The following is a 15,248-nucleotide window of genomic DNA, read 5'->3' as shown; positions in this document are numbered from 1 at the left end:
TGGCCAAGGCGGTGGCTGCTGTCGCGGCCGTACTTTTAATGGCGTTGTTCATGGTTCCTTCAATAAACGGTTGGAATGTGGTTGTTTGCGGGGGGCCGAATCATCGTGTCCGAGCTTCCTCAGCGTGCACACAAGATGGCGTCAAGATCAGGGCAATACTTGTGGGCAGCGCATTTCCTCCCCAATCCGCCTCCGGCGTCGGAGCGGACGGCGTCATCCACAGCTGAAGCAATATGCGCTGCAGCCGTCCGCCGGACCATGCAGGGTGGGCACATGAGAGCTAAGGACACCCTGGGGCAGCGCGGTGAGGAACTTGCAGCCAGCTATCTGGCGGCCGCTGGAATCGACATTATCGATCGCAATTGGCGGTGCGCCGACGGCGAGATAGACCTCGTCGGAATCGAGCACGGAACGCTGGTCATCGTAGAGGTCAAGACGCGCTCTTCCCTGGACTACGGTCATCCCCTCGAGGCGATTACGCCGGTAAAACTCGCCAGACTCTATCTATTGGCCAGCAGATGGAGGCGTGCCCAGGGCCGGCACTACACCTCTTTTCGGGTGGATGCCGTTTCCGTGGTTGATGATGGGGCAGGCTCTCCGGTTATCGAGCATCTGCGGGAGGTCACGCTGTGACGCTCGGACGAACCTACGGCGTGGGGCTCATTGGGCTGGACGGCCGGATGGTGGAGGTTGAAGCGGATATCGGCCAGTCGCTGCCCTCATTTGTCCTCTTGGGGCTGCCGGATGCCTCCTTGAACGAGGCAAAGGATCGGGTCCGCTCGGCGGCTAAGAACACCGGTCTTCCACTGAGCCGTCGGAGGATTACCGTGAACCTGATGCCGGCAGATGTTCATAAGCGCGGTTCAGGATTCGACCTGGCCATCGTGATGGCCGCCCTGGCGGCTTCGGGAGATATAAAGTGCAGCGGCCGCCGCGTGTTCATCGCGGAGTTAGGCCTTGACGGCCGGCTGCGGCCGGTGCGCGGAATCCTGCCGGCCGTCATGGCCGCGGTGGAGGCCGGGTACCCCCAAATCACGGTGGCGGAAGCCAACGCAGCTGAAGCGGCGCTGGTTCCCGGAGCCGAGGTGAACGGGTTTGGATCCCTGGCAGAGGTGGCGGCCTTTCTCGGGGCAGATCCCGAGCGGCTGATTTTTCCTCCGCAGGTTCCGGGCGAGGAAACGGATGCAGCTGCTGCTGATGAGGGATCCGCAGTGCCGGTGCCGGTGCGTGACATGGCCGATATTGCGGGGCAATCCGAGGCGAGGTTTGCCGTGGAAGTGGCAGCTGCAGGCGCCCATCACCTCCTGATGACTGGGCCTCCCGGTGCAGGAAAGACGATGCTGGCGGAGCGGCTTCCCGGTCTGCTCCCAAACCTCTCTGACACACACGCCATGGAAGTGACTGCTATCCACTCGCTTGTTTGGGGTGGCCGCACCTGCTGCCAGCTGCTGCGGCGTCCCCCCTTTGAGAGCCCCCACCACACCGCCTCTTCGGCTGCCATCATCGGCGGCGGCTCGGGCATTGCCCGTCCGGGAGCGGCCTCCCGTGCCCATCGCGGCGTACTCTTCCTCGACGAGGCCCCGGAGTACGACCGGCGCGTCCTGGATGCACTGCGCCAGCCGCTGGAGAGCGGGAAAGTGGACTTGCACCGCGCTGCCGGAACGGCCTCCTATCCGGCGCGGTTCCAGCTGGTGATGGCTGCCAACCCGTGCCCCTGTGGACTGGCTTCGGGGAAGGGGATTGATTGCACCTGCACGCCGCAGCAGCGGCGGCGGTACTTCAGCCGGTTGTCGGGTCCCCTGCTGGACCGGGTGGATCTGCAATTGCCGGTCCAGCGGGTGTCTCTGCGCGAATTGGCGGGGGACGGCTCTGCCGAGCACAGTGCCGCCATTGCCGCCCGGGTCGCGGAGGCCCGCAGTGTCCAGCATCAGCGATTGAGGACCTGGGGATATGAAACCAATGCCGAGGTGGCAGGAAACCTCCTCCGGGGACCGCTGCGGCCGTCATCCCACGCCACCACGGCCCTGGACCGCGCAATGGACCGGCAGACGTTGACGGCGCGGGGCTATGACAGAGTGCTTCGGGTTGCATGGAGCGTTGCCGATCTCTTTGGCCATGCAACACCCGACGCCGACGATGTGGGGCAGGCATTGGGCTTCCGGCAGCACGGGGAGGCGGCATGAGCGGCCATCGGACAGAGCTGCTCCGCGCGCGTGCCGCCCTCTCCCGGGTATTCGAGCCTTCGGACAACGTGGCGCTGGCGCTCGTGGCGGCCGCCGGACCAGTTGATGCGCTTCGGGTGGCTACCGGAGCTGTTGCCGCCGGCGGTCAGCTCGCCCGCGAAGTGTCGGAGGTGTTGGCGTCCGCCGGCATTCCCGCCCAGGGCAACAGCCTGCCCGCCGCTCTGGAACGCTGGGCTCCCAGAGTCCAGGATCTGGCCCCTGACCGTGACCTCGCCATGCTTGCGCGCGCCGGCGGGGAACTGCTGATTCCCGAGGATCCCCGCTGGCCCGAGGCACTGCACGCGCTGGAGCTGGGAATGCCGCTATGTCTGTGGGCAAGAGGCAACCTCAGCCGTGGCATCCCTGCCCTGCATCGGACCGCAGCCGTGGTCGGCTCACGAGACAGCACAGGCTATGGGGCCTCAGTGGCCGGCGATATTGCGGCCGGGCTGGTAACGCGGGGATGGACTGTGGTCTCCGGTGGTGCCTACGGCATAGATGCCCAGGCCCACCGTGCCGCCCTGGCAACCGGGGGACCGGATCGGATTCCCACCATCGCCGTGATGGCCGGAGGCATCGACCGCTACTACCCGGCAGGCAACGAGGACCTTCTGCGTGAAGTTGCCCGCCGCGGCCTGCTGCTCTCGGAAGTTCCGCCCGGCTCCTCACCCACCCGGTGGAGGTTTCTGCAGCGAAACCGCATCATCGCAGCTCTCAGCGCCGTGACTGTTGTGGTTGAAGCACGATGGCGTTCCGGGGCCTTGAACACTGCTCATCACGCCGCAGTACTGGGACGGGAGGTTGGGGCCGTTCCGGGTTCCGTATACTCGGCCAACTCGGCGGGCTGTCACCGCCTGCTGCGGGATGGCAGCGCCGTCTGCGTGACTGATGCAGCTGAAATTGTTGAGTTGGGCAGCCCAGTCGGCTCAAACGTAGAACCGGCGGACAAAGCCGGTGACGAGCCGCGGGCCGCTCATGACGGGCTGACGATCGAGGACATGCTGCTGCTTGACGCCCTGCCGCTGCGCAGCGGCTCGCCGGTTGAAAAGCTTGCGTCCGTAGCCGGGCTTTCGGTGCCCTCCGTGCGGGCCGGGCTGGCACGACTGGAGCTTGAGGACCTTGCTATTCGGGACGGGCCGGACAAATGGCGGAGGAGCAGCAGATGATCTCCCGCCGCCGGACAGCCGGAGGCCGGAGTCCTCCGCACTGGAAGAGCGTCCGCCCCGCAATATCCCTAGTTCGCCTGCCTCACCACAGACCGCATTTCCATCGCAACAAGTAAGGAATAGCCGTGCGAATCCACAAGAGTGTTGTAACACCACTGGGCATCTTCACGCTTGCCTCCGACGAGGGAATGCTTCATGCCTTCTTTCCCGGAGTGCCGGACCCGGCAACGGATCACGGACTGGGACGAATCGTGCAGGACGGGTTTGAAGAGGTTGAGTTCCAACTCGACCAGTATTTTGCCGGACACCGCTGCTGCTTTGACCTGGAGATGGACACCAAAGGAACAGAATTCCAACACCGTGTCTGGGCAGAAGTATCCGCGATTCCCTACGGCCAGACCTGCAGTTACAAGGAGCTGGCGATCCGGTTGGGGGACGCGGCAAAGGCACGGAGCGTGGGGGCGGCCCTTTCCCGCAATCCGCTGAACATCATCATTCCCACGCACCGCGTGGTTGGATCCCGTGGCTCGCTGACCGGCTATTCCGCCGGGATCGACTCCAAACGGTTCCTGCTGGAGCATGAGAGATCGGATTCCACAGCGGCCCTGCGTGTTCAGTGTGCCGGGGCCGCCGGTGTGCCTGCTTGAGGACGGGCGCAGATGCGAGGACAGTAAAGGAGTGCAACAACCCACCAGTGATAAGCCCCCGGGACGGACCGACAAGTTGGCCGGGGCTTCGCCTGCGGTGGAGGGCGGAGGCGGCAGCGCCGCTGTCACCTCCTGGCCCGGTGAATTCAGCCGTGCCCTGCGGGGCTTCAGCCGCTACCTGAGCAGCGAACGGGGAAGGTCCCAGCACACGGTGCGCGCCTATGAGGGTGACATTGCCCAGTTGCTGGACTATGCACTGGCCGGGGGAGTGAACACGCTGAGCGGACTGGACCTGGGAATCCTGCGCGGCTGGCTGGGTGAGCTCAGCGCAGCCGGCCTGGCCAGATCAACGCTGGCGCGGCGGGCGGCCACAGCCCGCAGCTTTACCGGCTGGGCGCTGCGTGAGGAACTCATCGCCGCGGACCCCGCACTCCGGCTGCGGGCACCGAAGCGGGAACGGACTCTGCCGGCGGTGCTGCGGGCGGGACAGGTGGGAGAGCTCTTTGAGGTGCTCGCCGCAGCGGCGGTTGAAGGCGGGCCTATGGCTATCCGGGACCGGGCAGTGGTGGAACTTCTCTACGCCACAGGTGTCCGCGTGGGTGAGCTCACCGGGCTGGACATAGACGATCTGAACCAGGACCGCCGAACGCTGACCGTGATCGGCAAGGGGAACAAGGAGCGGACCGTGCCCTACGGCCAGCCCGCGGCCGCGGCCATTGATGACTGGCTGCGGCGCGGCCGCCCCGCTCTCGCTACCGCTGACAGCGGACCGGCACTGTTCCTGGGCCAGCGCGGCCGGCGGGTGGACCCGCGGCAGGTCCGGTCTGTGGTGGCCCGGCTCTTTGAGGCGCTGGGCGACACCGGGGCAACGGGTCCCCATGCGCTGCGGCATTCAGCAGCCACTCATCTGCTCGACGGCGGAGCGGACCTCCGAGCCGTACAGGAAATCCTGGGCCATTCCTCCCTCGCAACCACTCAGCTCTATACCCATGTGTCAGTGGACCGGCTCCGTGCCAGCTACCAGCAGGCCCATCCGCGGGCCTGATGCCCGGAATCGAGAGCACATTATTGGCGTACACCGGTTTATTGGCGCAATTGGAAAACTTGCGGCACAATAAGGCTAAGTCCGTACCGGATGAAGGTCTCACAGAAATTGGAAGACATCCGCAGAGAAAATTAAGCGCAGTTCGTACTGGGGTCAGATAAGCAGCAGGAACATTTCACACAGGTTGAAGGTCGTTGGGGAAGACGTACCTACAGCTATGGAGGATGGAATGTCTGTTGTGATGGCCCACGGCGTGTTGTTCATACACTCCGCCCCGTCTGCGTTGTGCCCGCATATTGAGTGGGCCATTGGATCCGTCGTGGAAAAGCGAACGGATCTAAAGTGGACCCCTCAGCCGGCTGCACCGGGAATGCTGCGAACTGAACTGGAGTGGACCGGGCCGCAGGGCACGGGCTCACTTCTGGCCTCAGCACTGCGGGGATGGGCCCACCTGCGGTACGAAGTCACCGAAGATCAGAGCGCCGGAGCCGACGGCAGCCGCTGGTGCCACACCCCTGAGCTGGGTATCTTCCACGCGCCTACTGACGTGCACGGCAACATCATGGTCTCTGAGGACCGGATCCGGTACGCCTATGAAAACGGTGCCGGGGACCCTTCCGCCGTCTATCACGAGCTTTCACTTGCCCTGGGCGAGGCATGGGACGACGAACTGGAACCCTTCCGGCATGCAGCGGACGGGGCCAATGTCCGCTGGCTGCATCAGGTCGGCTAGCTGAGGATTCGGCGCTGGGCCTCCAACCGCTGAATACTAAAAGGCCGCAGCGGATTCCTTCAAGGAATCCGCTGCGGCCTTTTATATGCCGGGGCTGAGCAGGGCTTTAGTAGCTGCGCAGCGCGACGACGGCGTTGTGCCCGCCGAAACCGAACGAGTTGCTGAGCACCACGATGTCGCCGCCGGGCAGGGCTCGGGCGGACGTCACGACGTCGAGCGGGATTTCCGGATCCTGGTTGTCCAGATTGATGGTGGCCGGGGCCTGGCGGTCAAACACGGCCAGGGCAGCCATCACGGCTTCCACGGCACCGGACGCGCCCAGCAGGTGACCGGTCTGGGACTTGGTTGCCGATACGGCAACGTTGTCCACATGCGCGCCCAGCGCGGCCTTCAAAGCGGCATACTCGGGCGGGTCACCAACCGGGGTGGAGGTGGCGTGTGCGTTAACATGCACCACGTCCTCGGCCTGCGCACGCGCATCGTACAGGGCAGCCTTGAGTGCGCGGGTGGCGCCCAGCCCCTCGGGATCGGGGGCCGTGATGTGGTAAGCGTCAGCGGTGACGGCCGTTCCGGCCAGCTCAGCGTAAATGCGGGCGCCGCGGGCCAGCGCGTGCTCTTCGGCTTCCAGCACCAGTGCACCGGCACCTTCACCCATAACAAAGCCGTCGCGGTCTTTGTCATAGGGGCGCGAGGCTCGTTCGGGGTCATCGTTGCGCTTGGACAGGGCCTGCATTGAAGCGAAGGCTGCCATCGGCATCGGGTGGATGGCTGCTTCAGCGCCGCCGACCACAACGACGTCGGCCTTTCCGGAGCGGATCAGCTCCAGTCCCTGGTGCATGGCTTCGGTGCCCGAAGCGCAGGCGGAAACGGGGGTGTGGGCGCCGGCGCGGGCACCCAGGTCCAGGCTGACGGCGGCGGCGGGGCCGTTGGGCATCAGCATGGGAACAGTCATGGGAAGGACCCGGCGGGGTCCCTTTTCGCGCAGGGTGTCCCAGGCATCGAGCAGGGTCCAGACTCCGCCGATACCGGTGGCGAAGGAAACGGCCAGGCGGTCGTGGTCCACCTCTTCGATGCCGGAGTCGGCCCAGGCTTCGCGGGCTGCCACTACGGCGAACTGGGTGGAGGGGTCCATACGCTTGGCTTCAACGCGGGACAGGATTTCGGTGGCCGGAGTGGAAACACGGGCGGCGAAGGTTACGGGAAGGCTGTATTTGGAAACCCATTCGTCCTCGAGCGTGCGGACGCCGGAGACGCCCTTGAGGGCGTTCTTCCACATGGTGGGAACATCCCCGCCAATGGGCGTGGTGGCGCCCAGGCCGGTGATGACTACTTTGCGGGCCATGATTCACTCTCTCGAAAGACGTTGGTGGTACTTAGAGGCAATGCGCTGACGCGGCGGCCGCCGCCTCAGAAGGCAGCGGCCGCCGGCGGATTACGCCTGGGCTTTGGAAATGAAGTCCACGGCGTCGCCGACGGTCTTCAGGTTCTTGACCTCTTCGTCCGGGATGCGCACGCCGAACTTCTCTTCTGCATTGACGACGATCGTCATCATCGAGATGGAGTCGATGTCCAGATCATCGGTGAAGGACTTGTCCAGCTCGACGGACTCGGGGGCCAGACCGGTTTCCTCGTTGACGATCTCGGCGAGGCCGGCCAGGATTTCTTCGTTGCTAGCCATGTTGGCTCCTTTTTCTCGTGATGCCGGCAGGAGCCGGCGTGGGTGGTCCAACCGCAGAGCGGTGTGGTTATGGGGGGCGGCCGGGTTACGGAAGTACGATAACCTGCGCGCCGAAGACCAGGCCTGCGCCGAAGCCGATCTGAAGGGAAAGCTTGCCGCTGAGCTCCGGGTTTTCCTGCAGCAGCCGGTGTGTTGCCAGCGGAATCGAGGCCGCGGACGTGTTTCCGGCGTCGGCGATATCCCGGGCGATGATCACTGACTCAGGCAGCTTCAGCTGCTTGGCCATTTCATCGATGATGCGCATGTTGGCCTGGTGCGGGACAAAGGCCCCGAGATCATCGGCGGTAACGCCGGCCGCGTCCAGCGCACGCTGGGCAACCTTCGCCATTTCCCAGACGGCCCAGCGGAAGACACTCTGGCCGTCCTGGCGCAGCGTGGGCCACAGCTTGGTGTCGCGTTCAGCAACCTCGGCCACGCCCACGGCGGTGTCCTCGGCTTCGGCAGCCAGAGACAGGTCGCGGATGTCCAGCATGGAGTGCGTCATGCCGATGGTGGTGGACTTGCTGCCGTCGGACCCCCAGACGGAGGGTCCGATTCCCGCGGAATCGGAGGGGCCGACGACGACGGCGCCGGCACCGTCGCCGAGCAGGAAGGAAATGGTGCGCTCGGTGTTGTCGATGAAGTCGGAAAGCTTCTCCACGCCGATGACCAGCACATAGTCTGCTGCTCCGGAACGCACCAGGGCATCCGCCTGGGCGATTCCGTAGCAGTAGCCGGCGCAGGCCGCTGATACGTCATAGGCCGGGGCGGGAGCGGCACCGAGCAGGTGCGCAATCTCGGCTGCAGCTGACGGGGTCGCGAAGGGGTGCGTCACTGTGGAGACAATCACGGCACCCAGCTGGGAACCGTCAATGCCGGCACTCTGCAGGGCATCGCGGCCGGCGGCTTCGGCCATGTCCACAACGGATGTTCCCTTGTCAGCCCGGTGCCGGGTGATGATTCCGGTCCGCTGGCGGATCCATTCATCGGAGGAATCAATCCACTGGCAGACATCTTCGTTGCTCACAATGACCTCGGGGCGGAACGCACCAATGCCGTGAATCCGGCTGAACTGGTGGACGGGGGACTGCTTCAGGACGGGCGTGCTCACGCGTTACCTTCTCCGGTGGTGGTTACTGCTGCTGCGGCGGACGCGGGGGAATGTTCAGCGATGAACTCCCGCGCGGCGTCGAGGTCTTCGGGGGATTTCAGGGCCAGGGTGGGCAGGCCCTTGAGTCCGCGGCGTGCCAGGCCGGTCAGCGTGCCCGCCGGGGGCAGCTCCAGCATTCCGGTGACGCCCATGGCGGCCATGGACTCCATGCAGAGGTCCCAGCGCACGGGGCGGGACACCTGGCTGATCAGGCTGTCCAGGTTCGCTTCGCCGGAGACGACGGCGGCGCCGTCGTAGTTTGACAGCAGCGTGGGCCGCGGGGCGGCCGGGCGCAGCTGCGGGCGGAGGTCTTCCAGCACGCTGACGGCGGGTGCCATGTGGGCGGTGTGGAAAGCACCGGCGACCTTCAGCGCAATCACGCGTGCCTTGGCGGGCGGCGCTGCGGCAAAGGCAGCCAGCTGTTCCAGCGTTCCCGCGGCCACGGTCTGGCCGCCGCCGTTGGCGTTGGCCGCGGTAAGCCCGGCGGCTGCCAGCGCAGCGGCCACTTCCTCCGGATCCCCGCCCAACACGGCACTCATTCCGGTGGGCGTCTGCGCTGCGGCGCGGGCCATGGCATTGGCGCGTTCGCGGACAAAGATCAGGGCATCAGCTTCAGTCAGGGCGCCGGCGAGGGCCGAAGCCGTAATCTCGCCCACTGAGTGTCCTGCCACAACGGTGGAGGCGGTGAGTGCCTGCGCGTCAACCAGCAGCCGTGCCGCCATCAGCCCGGCAGCAACAATCAGCGGCTGGGCCACTGCTGTGTCCTTGATGGTTTCTTCGTCAGAGACCGTGCCGTGGGCTATCAGGTCCAGTCCGGCAATGGCGCTGAGAGATTCGAGGTGTTCCCGGACGCCGGGCAGTTCCAGCCACGGAGAAAGGAAACCTGGCGTTTGGGACCCCTGGCCGGGGCAGACAATAACAAGCACGTATCAAGCTTTCCAAAGAGACGGTCAGATGCCGGGTGTTTGGGTAGACCAAGCTCCCGGTGAGGCATTGTAGGAAGTCTACAAGGCGGTGTGGCTGATGCAACTCGCTCAGGAGCGGGTCGCGGAGCGTTCCGGGACCGCTTTACCTGGTGGGGCGAGGCGGCCCACCACCAGTGCGGTCTGCAGGACAAAGGCCTCACGGGGCAGCATGGGGTCCCATCCGGTGACGTCGCAGACCCGCCGCAGCCGGTAGCGGACGGTGTTGGCATGGACAAAGAGTTCACGGGCGGTGGCTTCCAGGGAATGCCCCAGGGAGAGGTACGCGGACAGCGTCTCGGCCAGGCCGTTGGAAGCGCCCAGCAACGGCCGGTAAATGCTCCGGACCAGGGCTTTGCGGGCGGTGTCGTCCCCGGACATGACCCGTTCGGGCCACAGGTCGTCGGCCGCCACCGGACGGGGTGCCGCGGGCCAGGCGCGGGCCGCGGTCAGGCCCGCAAACGCGGCCTGCGCCGAGGGGCCGGCATCGACCAGGGAATCCGCCGAGGGCCCGTAAACCACCGGTCCCGGGCCGAAGAGCTCGGCAAGGCGGGCGTAGGCGCCGGTGCTTTCCTCCATCCCGCCCAGCACCAGGATGAGCCGTTCACCCTGGATTCCCACCAGCGCATCCTCGCTCAGCCGTGCGGTGGCGCGGCGCAGTTCGTTCACGAAGGAGGCATTGGTGTCCGACGGCGAGCTGCCCACCATTACGGTGATCCGGGCGGTGGACGTCCAGCCCACGGCGGCGATCCGGGAGCGCAAAGCATCGGAACTCTCGCCGCGCAGGATGGCGTCCACCACAAGGGCTTCAAGCCGTGTATCCCAGGCGCCGCGGGTCTCCGCGGCGCGCGCGTAAACATCTGCGGCCGCGAAGGCCACCTCCCGGGAATAGCGCAGGACTGCTTCGCGCAGGGGGGCCTGGACGTTGTCCTCGGCAAGTTCCGGTACGCGGTCCTCCACCACTTGGACCACAACGCGGATCAGCTGCAGCGCCTTCTGCAGGCTGATGGACCGGGTCAGTTCGGTGGGGGCGGTGCCGAAAACATCGCTGAGCACCCAGGCCGGGGAGGCCGGACGCTCATACCAATTCACAAAGGAGGCGATGCCCTTCTGCGCCACCATGCCCAGGGCTGAACGCTCGTCGGGCCGCAGTCCCCGATACCAGGGGAGGGAGAGATCCAGCTGCTTCAAGGTGGCGGTGGAGAGCTTTCCGATGTTGGCTTTGAGCCGCTCCACCGTGGAAGGATCCGCCGGATCGGCACGCATCCCGTGTCGAGGCGCGGCTGTGCTGCGAGTCACTGGCATAAAGGCGAGCTTACGGGGTTCGCAGAGCAAGCACCATTTTGTGCGAAGGCTACAAGAGGAGGTATGGGATCGCCCCCGGAGATCACCCCGCCGAACCGAGTCTGCGGAACCGTGCCGTGCGCTGCTTGAGCCGCTCCTCGGACGGTGCTGACCTCAGCACCGCGAGCTCGTATTCCACTGCCTTGCCCATCCTCCGGCAGAAAGCCGGGGCTTCGGCGGCGGCGTCGGGCTCTTCGGGGACAATGTGGTCCACAATCCCGTGGGCCGTCAGCGCGGAGACCGTCACTCCCTGTTCCTGCGCCATCTGGGCTCCGTGCTCGGTATCCCGGTAAACAATGGCGCTGGCGCCCTCCGGCGGAAGAGACGAAAGCCACGCATGCTGGGCAGCCACCGTGCGGTCCGCCGGCAGCAGGGCCAGGGCTCCACCGCCGGCTCCCTGTCCCAGTAGAACGGAAACGGTGGGACAGTCCAGGCCAACGAGGTCATTCAGGCAGCGGGCAATTTCCCCGGCCAGCCCGCCCTCCTCGGCTTCCTTGGACAGGGCCGCCCCGGCCGTGTCGATGACCGTCAGCAGCGGAAGATTCAGTTCTTCGGCCAGGCGCATGCCCCGCCGTGCCTCACGCAGCGACGCCGGCCCCAGGGCGGGCTGCTCGGACCCGCGCTGCCGATCCTGTCCCAGCACCACGCAGGCGCTCTGGCCGAACCGTGCCAGGGCCAGCAGCAGTCCCGGGTCCTTTTCGCCCTGGCCGGTTCCGTTCAGCGGCAGAACGTCGGCTGCTGCGAAGTGCAGCAGCTGGCGCACGCCGGGCCGCTGCCGGTTGCGTGAAATGGTGATGGATTCCCAGGCCGGCACCGCAGCCGGGGAGGTACCCAGGGATGCCGGTGCGGGAACGGGTCCGGGCGGGTCGGGAAGCAGCATGGACAGGGCTCGGTGGACTGTTTCCGCAAGTTCTTCCGGCGGAAGGACTGCGTCCACCAGGCCCCGGGACTGCAGGTTCTCCGCGGTCTGAACTCCTTCGGGGAACGGCTCGCCGTACAGGGCCTGGTAAACGCGGGGGCCGAGGAAGCCCAGGAGTGCTCCCGGTTCGGCAACCGTGATGTGTCCCAACGAACCCCAGGAGGCCATGACGCCGCCGGTGGTGGGATGGCGCAGGTACACCAGATACGGCAGCCCGGCTTCCTTGTGCCGGCGGACGGCAGCGGTGATCTTCACCATGGACAGGAACGCCAGCGTTCCCTCCTGCATCCTGGTTCCGCCGGATGCGGGTCCCGCCAGCAGAGGCAGACCTTCCCGCGTTGCGCGTTCAACGGCGTCGGTCAGGCGGTCAGCCGCGGCCACGCCAATGGATCCGCCGAGGAAACCGAATTCACAGACCACCAGGGCAACGCGCCGGCCGCGGACGAGTCCTTCGCCGGTCAGGACGGACTCATCTTCGCCCGTTTTTTCGCGGGCGGCTGCGAGGTCCGCCTCGTAAGCGGCGCTGTGTTCGGTGTAGGCCACCGGCGAGTCCCACGAGGTGAAGGACCCCGGATCAACCACCAGGTCCAGCAGCCCGCGGGCGTTGAGCCGGCGCGGCCGTGCCTGCACGCTCACGCTGGGGATCCTTCGGTCCGGGCCGGTTCGCTGCTGCCGTCCAGCCAGTTCCGAATCTCACTTCCGTGCTGATTCAGCAGCGGCGGAGCCCTGTGCCCGCGGTTGGTGGTTTCGGTTCCCTCTGCGGCGTCGAAGAAACGCAGCGGCGGTCCCGGCAGGGCGACTTTGCCCAGGACAGGGTGCTCCACGTCAACCACCAGGCCCTGCGAATGGACCTGTTCCCAGGCATACACCTCATCCAGCGTGCGGACCTTGCCGGCGGGGATGCCGGCGGCGCGCAGCTTCTCGAGGAGCGGTTCGGCGTCGAACTCCGCAAAAGCTTCCTCGACGGCTGCTATCACCGCGGGGCGGTTGCGCACCCGCTGGGCGTTGCCGGCAAATTCAGGTCGGGACGTGTCAATACCAAACGTGGCCGCGAACGTCTCCCAGAGCTTTTCGCTGCCCACACTGATTTGGACCTTGCCGCCCCGGCAGGAAAACAGTCCGTAGGGAGCAATCGAGGGGTGGTGGTTGCCCTGCGCGGCGGGTACTTCGCCGGCTACGGTGTGCCGGGTTCCCTGGAAGGCATGGACACCGACGACGGCGGCCAGCAGGGAGGTGCGGACCACCTGTCCCTTGCCGGTGCGCTCGCGCTCAAGCAGTGCAGCCAGCAGGCCGAAGGCGCCGTACATTCCCGAGAGCAGGTCGGCGATGGGAACGCCGACGCGCTGCGGGTCATCGGGTCCGGAACCGGTCAGCGACATGAGTCCGGCCTCGCCCTGGACAATCTGGTCATAGCCGCTGCGGGTGGCCTCGGGGCCGTCATGACCGAAGCCGCTGATGGACAGGATCACCAGCCGGGGATTGAGTTCGTGCAGCTGTGCGGGGGAGAAGCCGAGCCGGTCCAGTACTCCGGGGCGGAAGTTCTCCACCAGGACATCGGCCCGCCGGACCAGATCCCTGAGCACGGCCACGCCGTCGTCTGACTTCAGGTCCAGGCTGATCGATTCCTTGTTCCGGTTGCAGGAGAGAAAATAGGTGGCCTGCTGGTCATCCTCGGGGCCGACAAACGGCGGTCCCCAGCTGCGGGTGTCATCGCCGGTGCCCGGCGTTTCGACTTTGATCACGCGGGCCCCGAGGTCCGCGAGCATCATGCCGGCGTGGGGTCCGGCCAGGGCGCGGCTCAGGTCTACAACAAGGTAGCCGTCCAGCGGGCCGCGGGCGGTGGGTGTGGAGGTCATGGGGAGGTTCCTTTGGTTCAGGGTGCAGTGCCGGCGGTTCAGCGGGGGCCCGGGTTAGAGCCAGCCGGGGACCACCATGATGAGCCAGGCGACCAGGGGCCCTGCGACAACGATGATGCCGCTATAGCCGAGGATCTGTTTGTAGAAGCGGTCCTTGTCCACGTGTTCGGGGGCGTTGGCCAGGACCAGTGCGCCGTTGGTGGAGAAGGGGGAGACGTCCACGATGGTGGAGGACACGGCCAGGGCGCAGATGAGGCCGACGGCGCCGATCTCGCCGGAGGCGAGGAACGGAACAGCCAACGGAATGAGGGCAGCCAGGATGGCGGTGGAGGAGGCAAAGGCGGAGACCACTGCGCCGATGTAGCAGATGAGCAGGGCGGCGAGCAGCGGCATGCCCAGTCCCACGACGGCGTCGGACACGTATTCCACGGTGCCCGCTTCCTGGAGGACACCCACGAAGGTGAGCATGCCGCAGATCAGCAGGACGGTGGTCCAGCTGATCTTGTTGATTGCACCCTTCTGGGCCTGCGGGGAAATCAGCGCCAGGATCATGGCAATGGTGATGGATACGAAGCCCACGTCCACCTTGAAGCCCAGGGCCACCACGGCCAGGGCAATGAGGCCGGCAATCGTGGCGATCTGGGGCAGCAGTTCAGTGCGTGTCTTAGTGGCGTCCAGGCCGTCGCCGGCGGGGTCGCGGGGGCCGTAAATGTCCGAACCGGTTCCCTTGTAGGCCACGTCTGCGCGGCCGGCCACGCTCATGTTCATACGTGCTTCGGCAACCTGCTCAACGAAGGCTCCGGCTGTGGTGCTGCGTAGTTTGCTGCCGCCCAGGACAAAGAAGATGATCAGGGCAATGAAGGTGTTGAAGAGGAAGCTGGCCAGGAAGAGTGCAAAGGGACTGGACTCCAGATCGGTTTTGGCGAGGATGCCGTTGACGGTGACACCGTAGACAGCAATGGGGGAGAAGCCGCCGGCCTGTGCTCCGTGGATCACCATCATGCCCATCATGAGCGGGTTGATCTTGTTTTTGGCGGCGAAGCCCAGGGCGATGGGGGCGACAATGGCGACGGCGGCCGGCGAGAGGGCGCCGACGGCGGTAATGACTGCGGTGATGGCGAACATGATCCATGGGATGAGTGCCACCCGGTTGCCGACGAGTCGAACGGCACCGCGGACCAGCAGGTCAATGGTGCCGTTGTTCTGCGCTATCGCGAACAGGTAGGTCACCCCGACGATAGTGAGGAAAAGGCCGCCGGGGAAGTTGGCGAGGATTTCGTCGGTGCTCATGTCGAGGAAGACAAAGCCCAGCAGGAAGGCTCCAACAAAGGCCAGGGCCCCCATGTTCAGCGGGAGGACGGTGGCCAGTAGGAACATGGCCACCAAGATGAGGATGGAGAGGACTGGAGCGGACATTGTGTTGATCCCTACGTCGATGGTCCCGGGGCTGCCCAGTGTCGGCTGCCGGGGCTAAAAGTGACGCATAC

Annotated in this window: 14 protein-coding genes; 6 read left to right on the top strand and 8 right to left on the bottom strand. The window is 65.8% G+C overall.

Annotated features, from left to right (window positions below):
- Positions 1-273: 273 nt before the first annotated feature.
- The 6 genes from ABIB35_RS06030 (at position 274) to ABIB35_RS06005 (ending at position 5,813) form a co-directional block, all read left to right on the top strand.
- A complete protein-coding gene (locus ABIB35_RS06030; protein ID WP_354179739.1) occupies positions 274-633 on the top strand; it encodes a YraN family protein in 360 nt (119 codons plus the stop codon).
- Positions 630-2,183, top strand: coding sequence for a YifB family Mg chelatase-like AAA ATPase (locus tag ABIB35_RS06025; RefSeq protein ID WP_354179737.1), 1,554 nt, complete (start codon positions 630-632; stop codon positions 2,181-2,183). Before ABIB35_RS06030 ends, ABIB35_RS06025 begins: the two co-directional genes overlap by 4 nt.
- The gene (gene dprA / locus ABIB35_RS06020; RefSeq protein WP_354179736.1) at positions 2,180-3,388 is read left to right on the top strand and encodes a DNA-processing protein DprA; all 1,209 of its coding nucleotides are present in this window, start codon (positions 2,180-2,182) and stop codon (positions 3,386-3,388) included. Before ABIB35_RS06025 ends, dprA begins: the two co-directional genes overlap by 4 nt.
- 125 nt (positions 3,389-3,513) lie before the next feature.
- Entirely contained in the window at positions 3,514-4,035 is a 522-nt protein-coding gene (locus ABIB35_RS06015) for a methylated-DNA--[protein]-cysteine S-methyltransferase (RefSeq protein ID WP_354179735.1), read from the top strand.
- A gap of 97 nt (positions 4,036-4,132) precedes the next feature.
- Complete coding sequence (locus tag ABIB35_RS06010; protein WP_354179887.1) at positions 4,133-5,080, top strand: tyrosine recombinase XerC; 948 nt, start codon at positions 4,133-4,135, stop codon at positions 5,078-5,080.
- A 229-nt stretch (positions 5,081-5,309) separates the two neighbouring features.
- A complete protein-coding gene (locus ABIB35_RS06005) occupies positions 5,310-5,813 on the top strand; it encodes a DUF3145 domain-containing protein (protein ID WP_354179733.1) in 504 nt (167 codons plus the stop codon).
- Positions 5,814-5,919: 106 nt separating this feature from the next.
- Here the strand turns inward: ABIB35_RS06005 and fabF are convergent, their stop codons facing one another.
- The 8 genes from fabF to ABIB35_RS05965 form a co-directional block, all read right to left on the bottom strand.
- Positions 5,920-7,155 (bottom strand): beta-ketoacyl-ACP synthase II, encoded by a 1,236-nt coding sequence (gene fabF, locus ABIB35_RS06000; protein ID WP_354179731.1) that lies wholly within the window; start codon positions 7,153-7,155, stop codon positions 5,920-5,922.
- Between the two features lie 90 nt (positions 7,156-7,245).
- Positions 7,246-7,491: an acyl carrier protein gene (locus ABIB35_RS05995; RefSeq protein ID WP_104053860.1), complete on the bottom strand. Its 246-nt coding sequence runs from the start codon at positions 7,489-7,491 to the stop codon at positions 7,246-7,248.
- Between the two features lie 85 nt (positions 7,492-7,576).
- Positions 7,577-8,641, bottom strand: coding sequence for a beta-ketoacyl-ACP synthase III (locus ABIB35_RS05990; protein WP_354179730.1), 1,065 nt, complete (start codon positions 8,639-8,641; stop codon positions 7,577-7,579).
- Complete coding sequence (locus ABIB35_RS05985; RefSeq protein ID WP_354179728.1) at positions 8,638-9,606, bottom strand: ACP S-malonyltransferase; 969 nt, start codon at positions 9,604-9,606, stop codon at positions 8,638-8,640. The genes ABIB35_RS05990 and ABIB35_RS05985 overlap by 4 nt, the downstream gene beginning before the upstream one ends.
- Positions 9,607-9,714: 108 nt before the next feature.
- On the bottom strand, positions 9,715-10,908 hold the full coding sequence (locus ABIB35_RS05980) for a PucR family transcriptional regulator (protein ID WP_354179886.1): 1,194 nt from the start codon (positions 10,906-10,908) through the stop codon (positions 9,715-9,717).
- 121 nt (positions 10,909-11,029) lie between these two features.
- Positions 11,030-12,541 (bottom strand): carboxyl transferase domain-containing protein, encoded by a 1,512-nt coding sequence (locus ABIB35_RS05975; RefSeq protein ID WP_354179726.1) that lies wholly within the window; start codon positions 12,539-12,541, stop codon positions 11,030-11,032.
- Positions 12,538-13,761, bottom strand: coding sequence for a CaiB/BaiF CoA transferase family protein (locus tag ABIB35_RS05970; protein ID WP_354179724.1), 1,224 nt, complete (start codon positions 13,759-13,761; stop codon positions 12,538-12,540). The genes ABIB35_RS05975 and ABIB35_RS05970 overlap by 4 nt, the downstream gene beginning before the upstream one ends.
- A gap of 54 nt (positions 13,762-13,815) precedes the next feature.
- The gene (locus ABIB35_RS05965; protein ID WP_354179722.1) at positions 13,816-15,177 is read right to left on the bottom strand and encodes an SLC13 family permease; all 1,362 of its coding nucleotides are present in this window, start codon (positions 15,175-15,177) and stop codon (positions 13,816-13,818) included.
- Between the last annotated feature and the right edge of the window lie 71 nt (positions 15,178-15,248).

This window comes from Arthrobacter sp. UYP6, assembly GCF_040547315.1.
Classification (GTDB): domain Bacteria; phylum Actinomycetota; class Actinomycetes; order Actinomycetales; family Micrococcaceae; genus Arthrobacter_B.
This window is presented reverse-complemented; position numbering and strand designations above follow the sequence as displayed.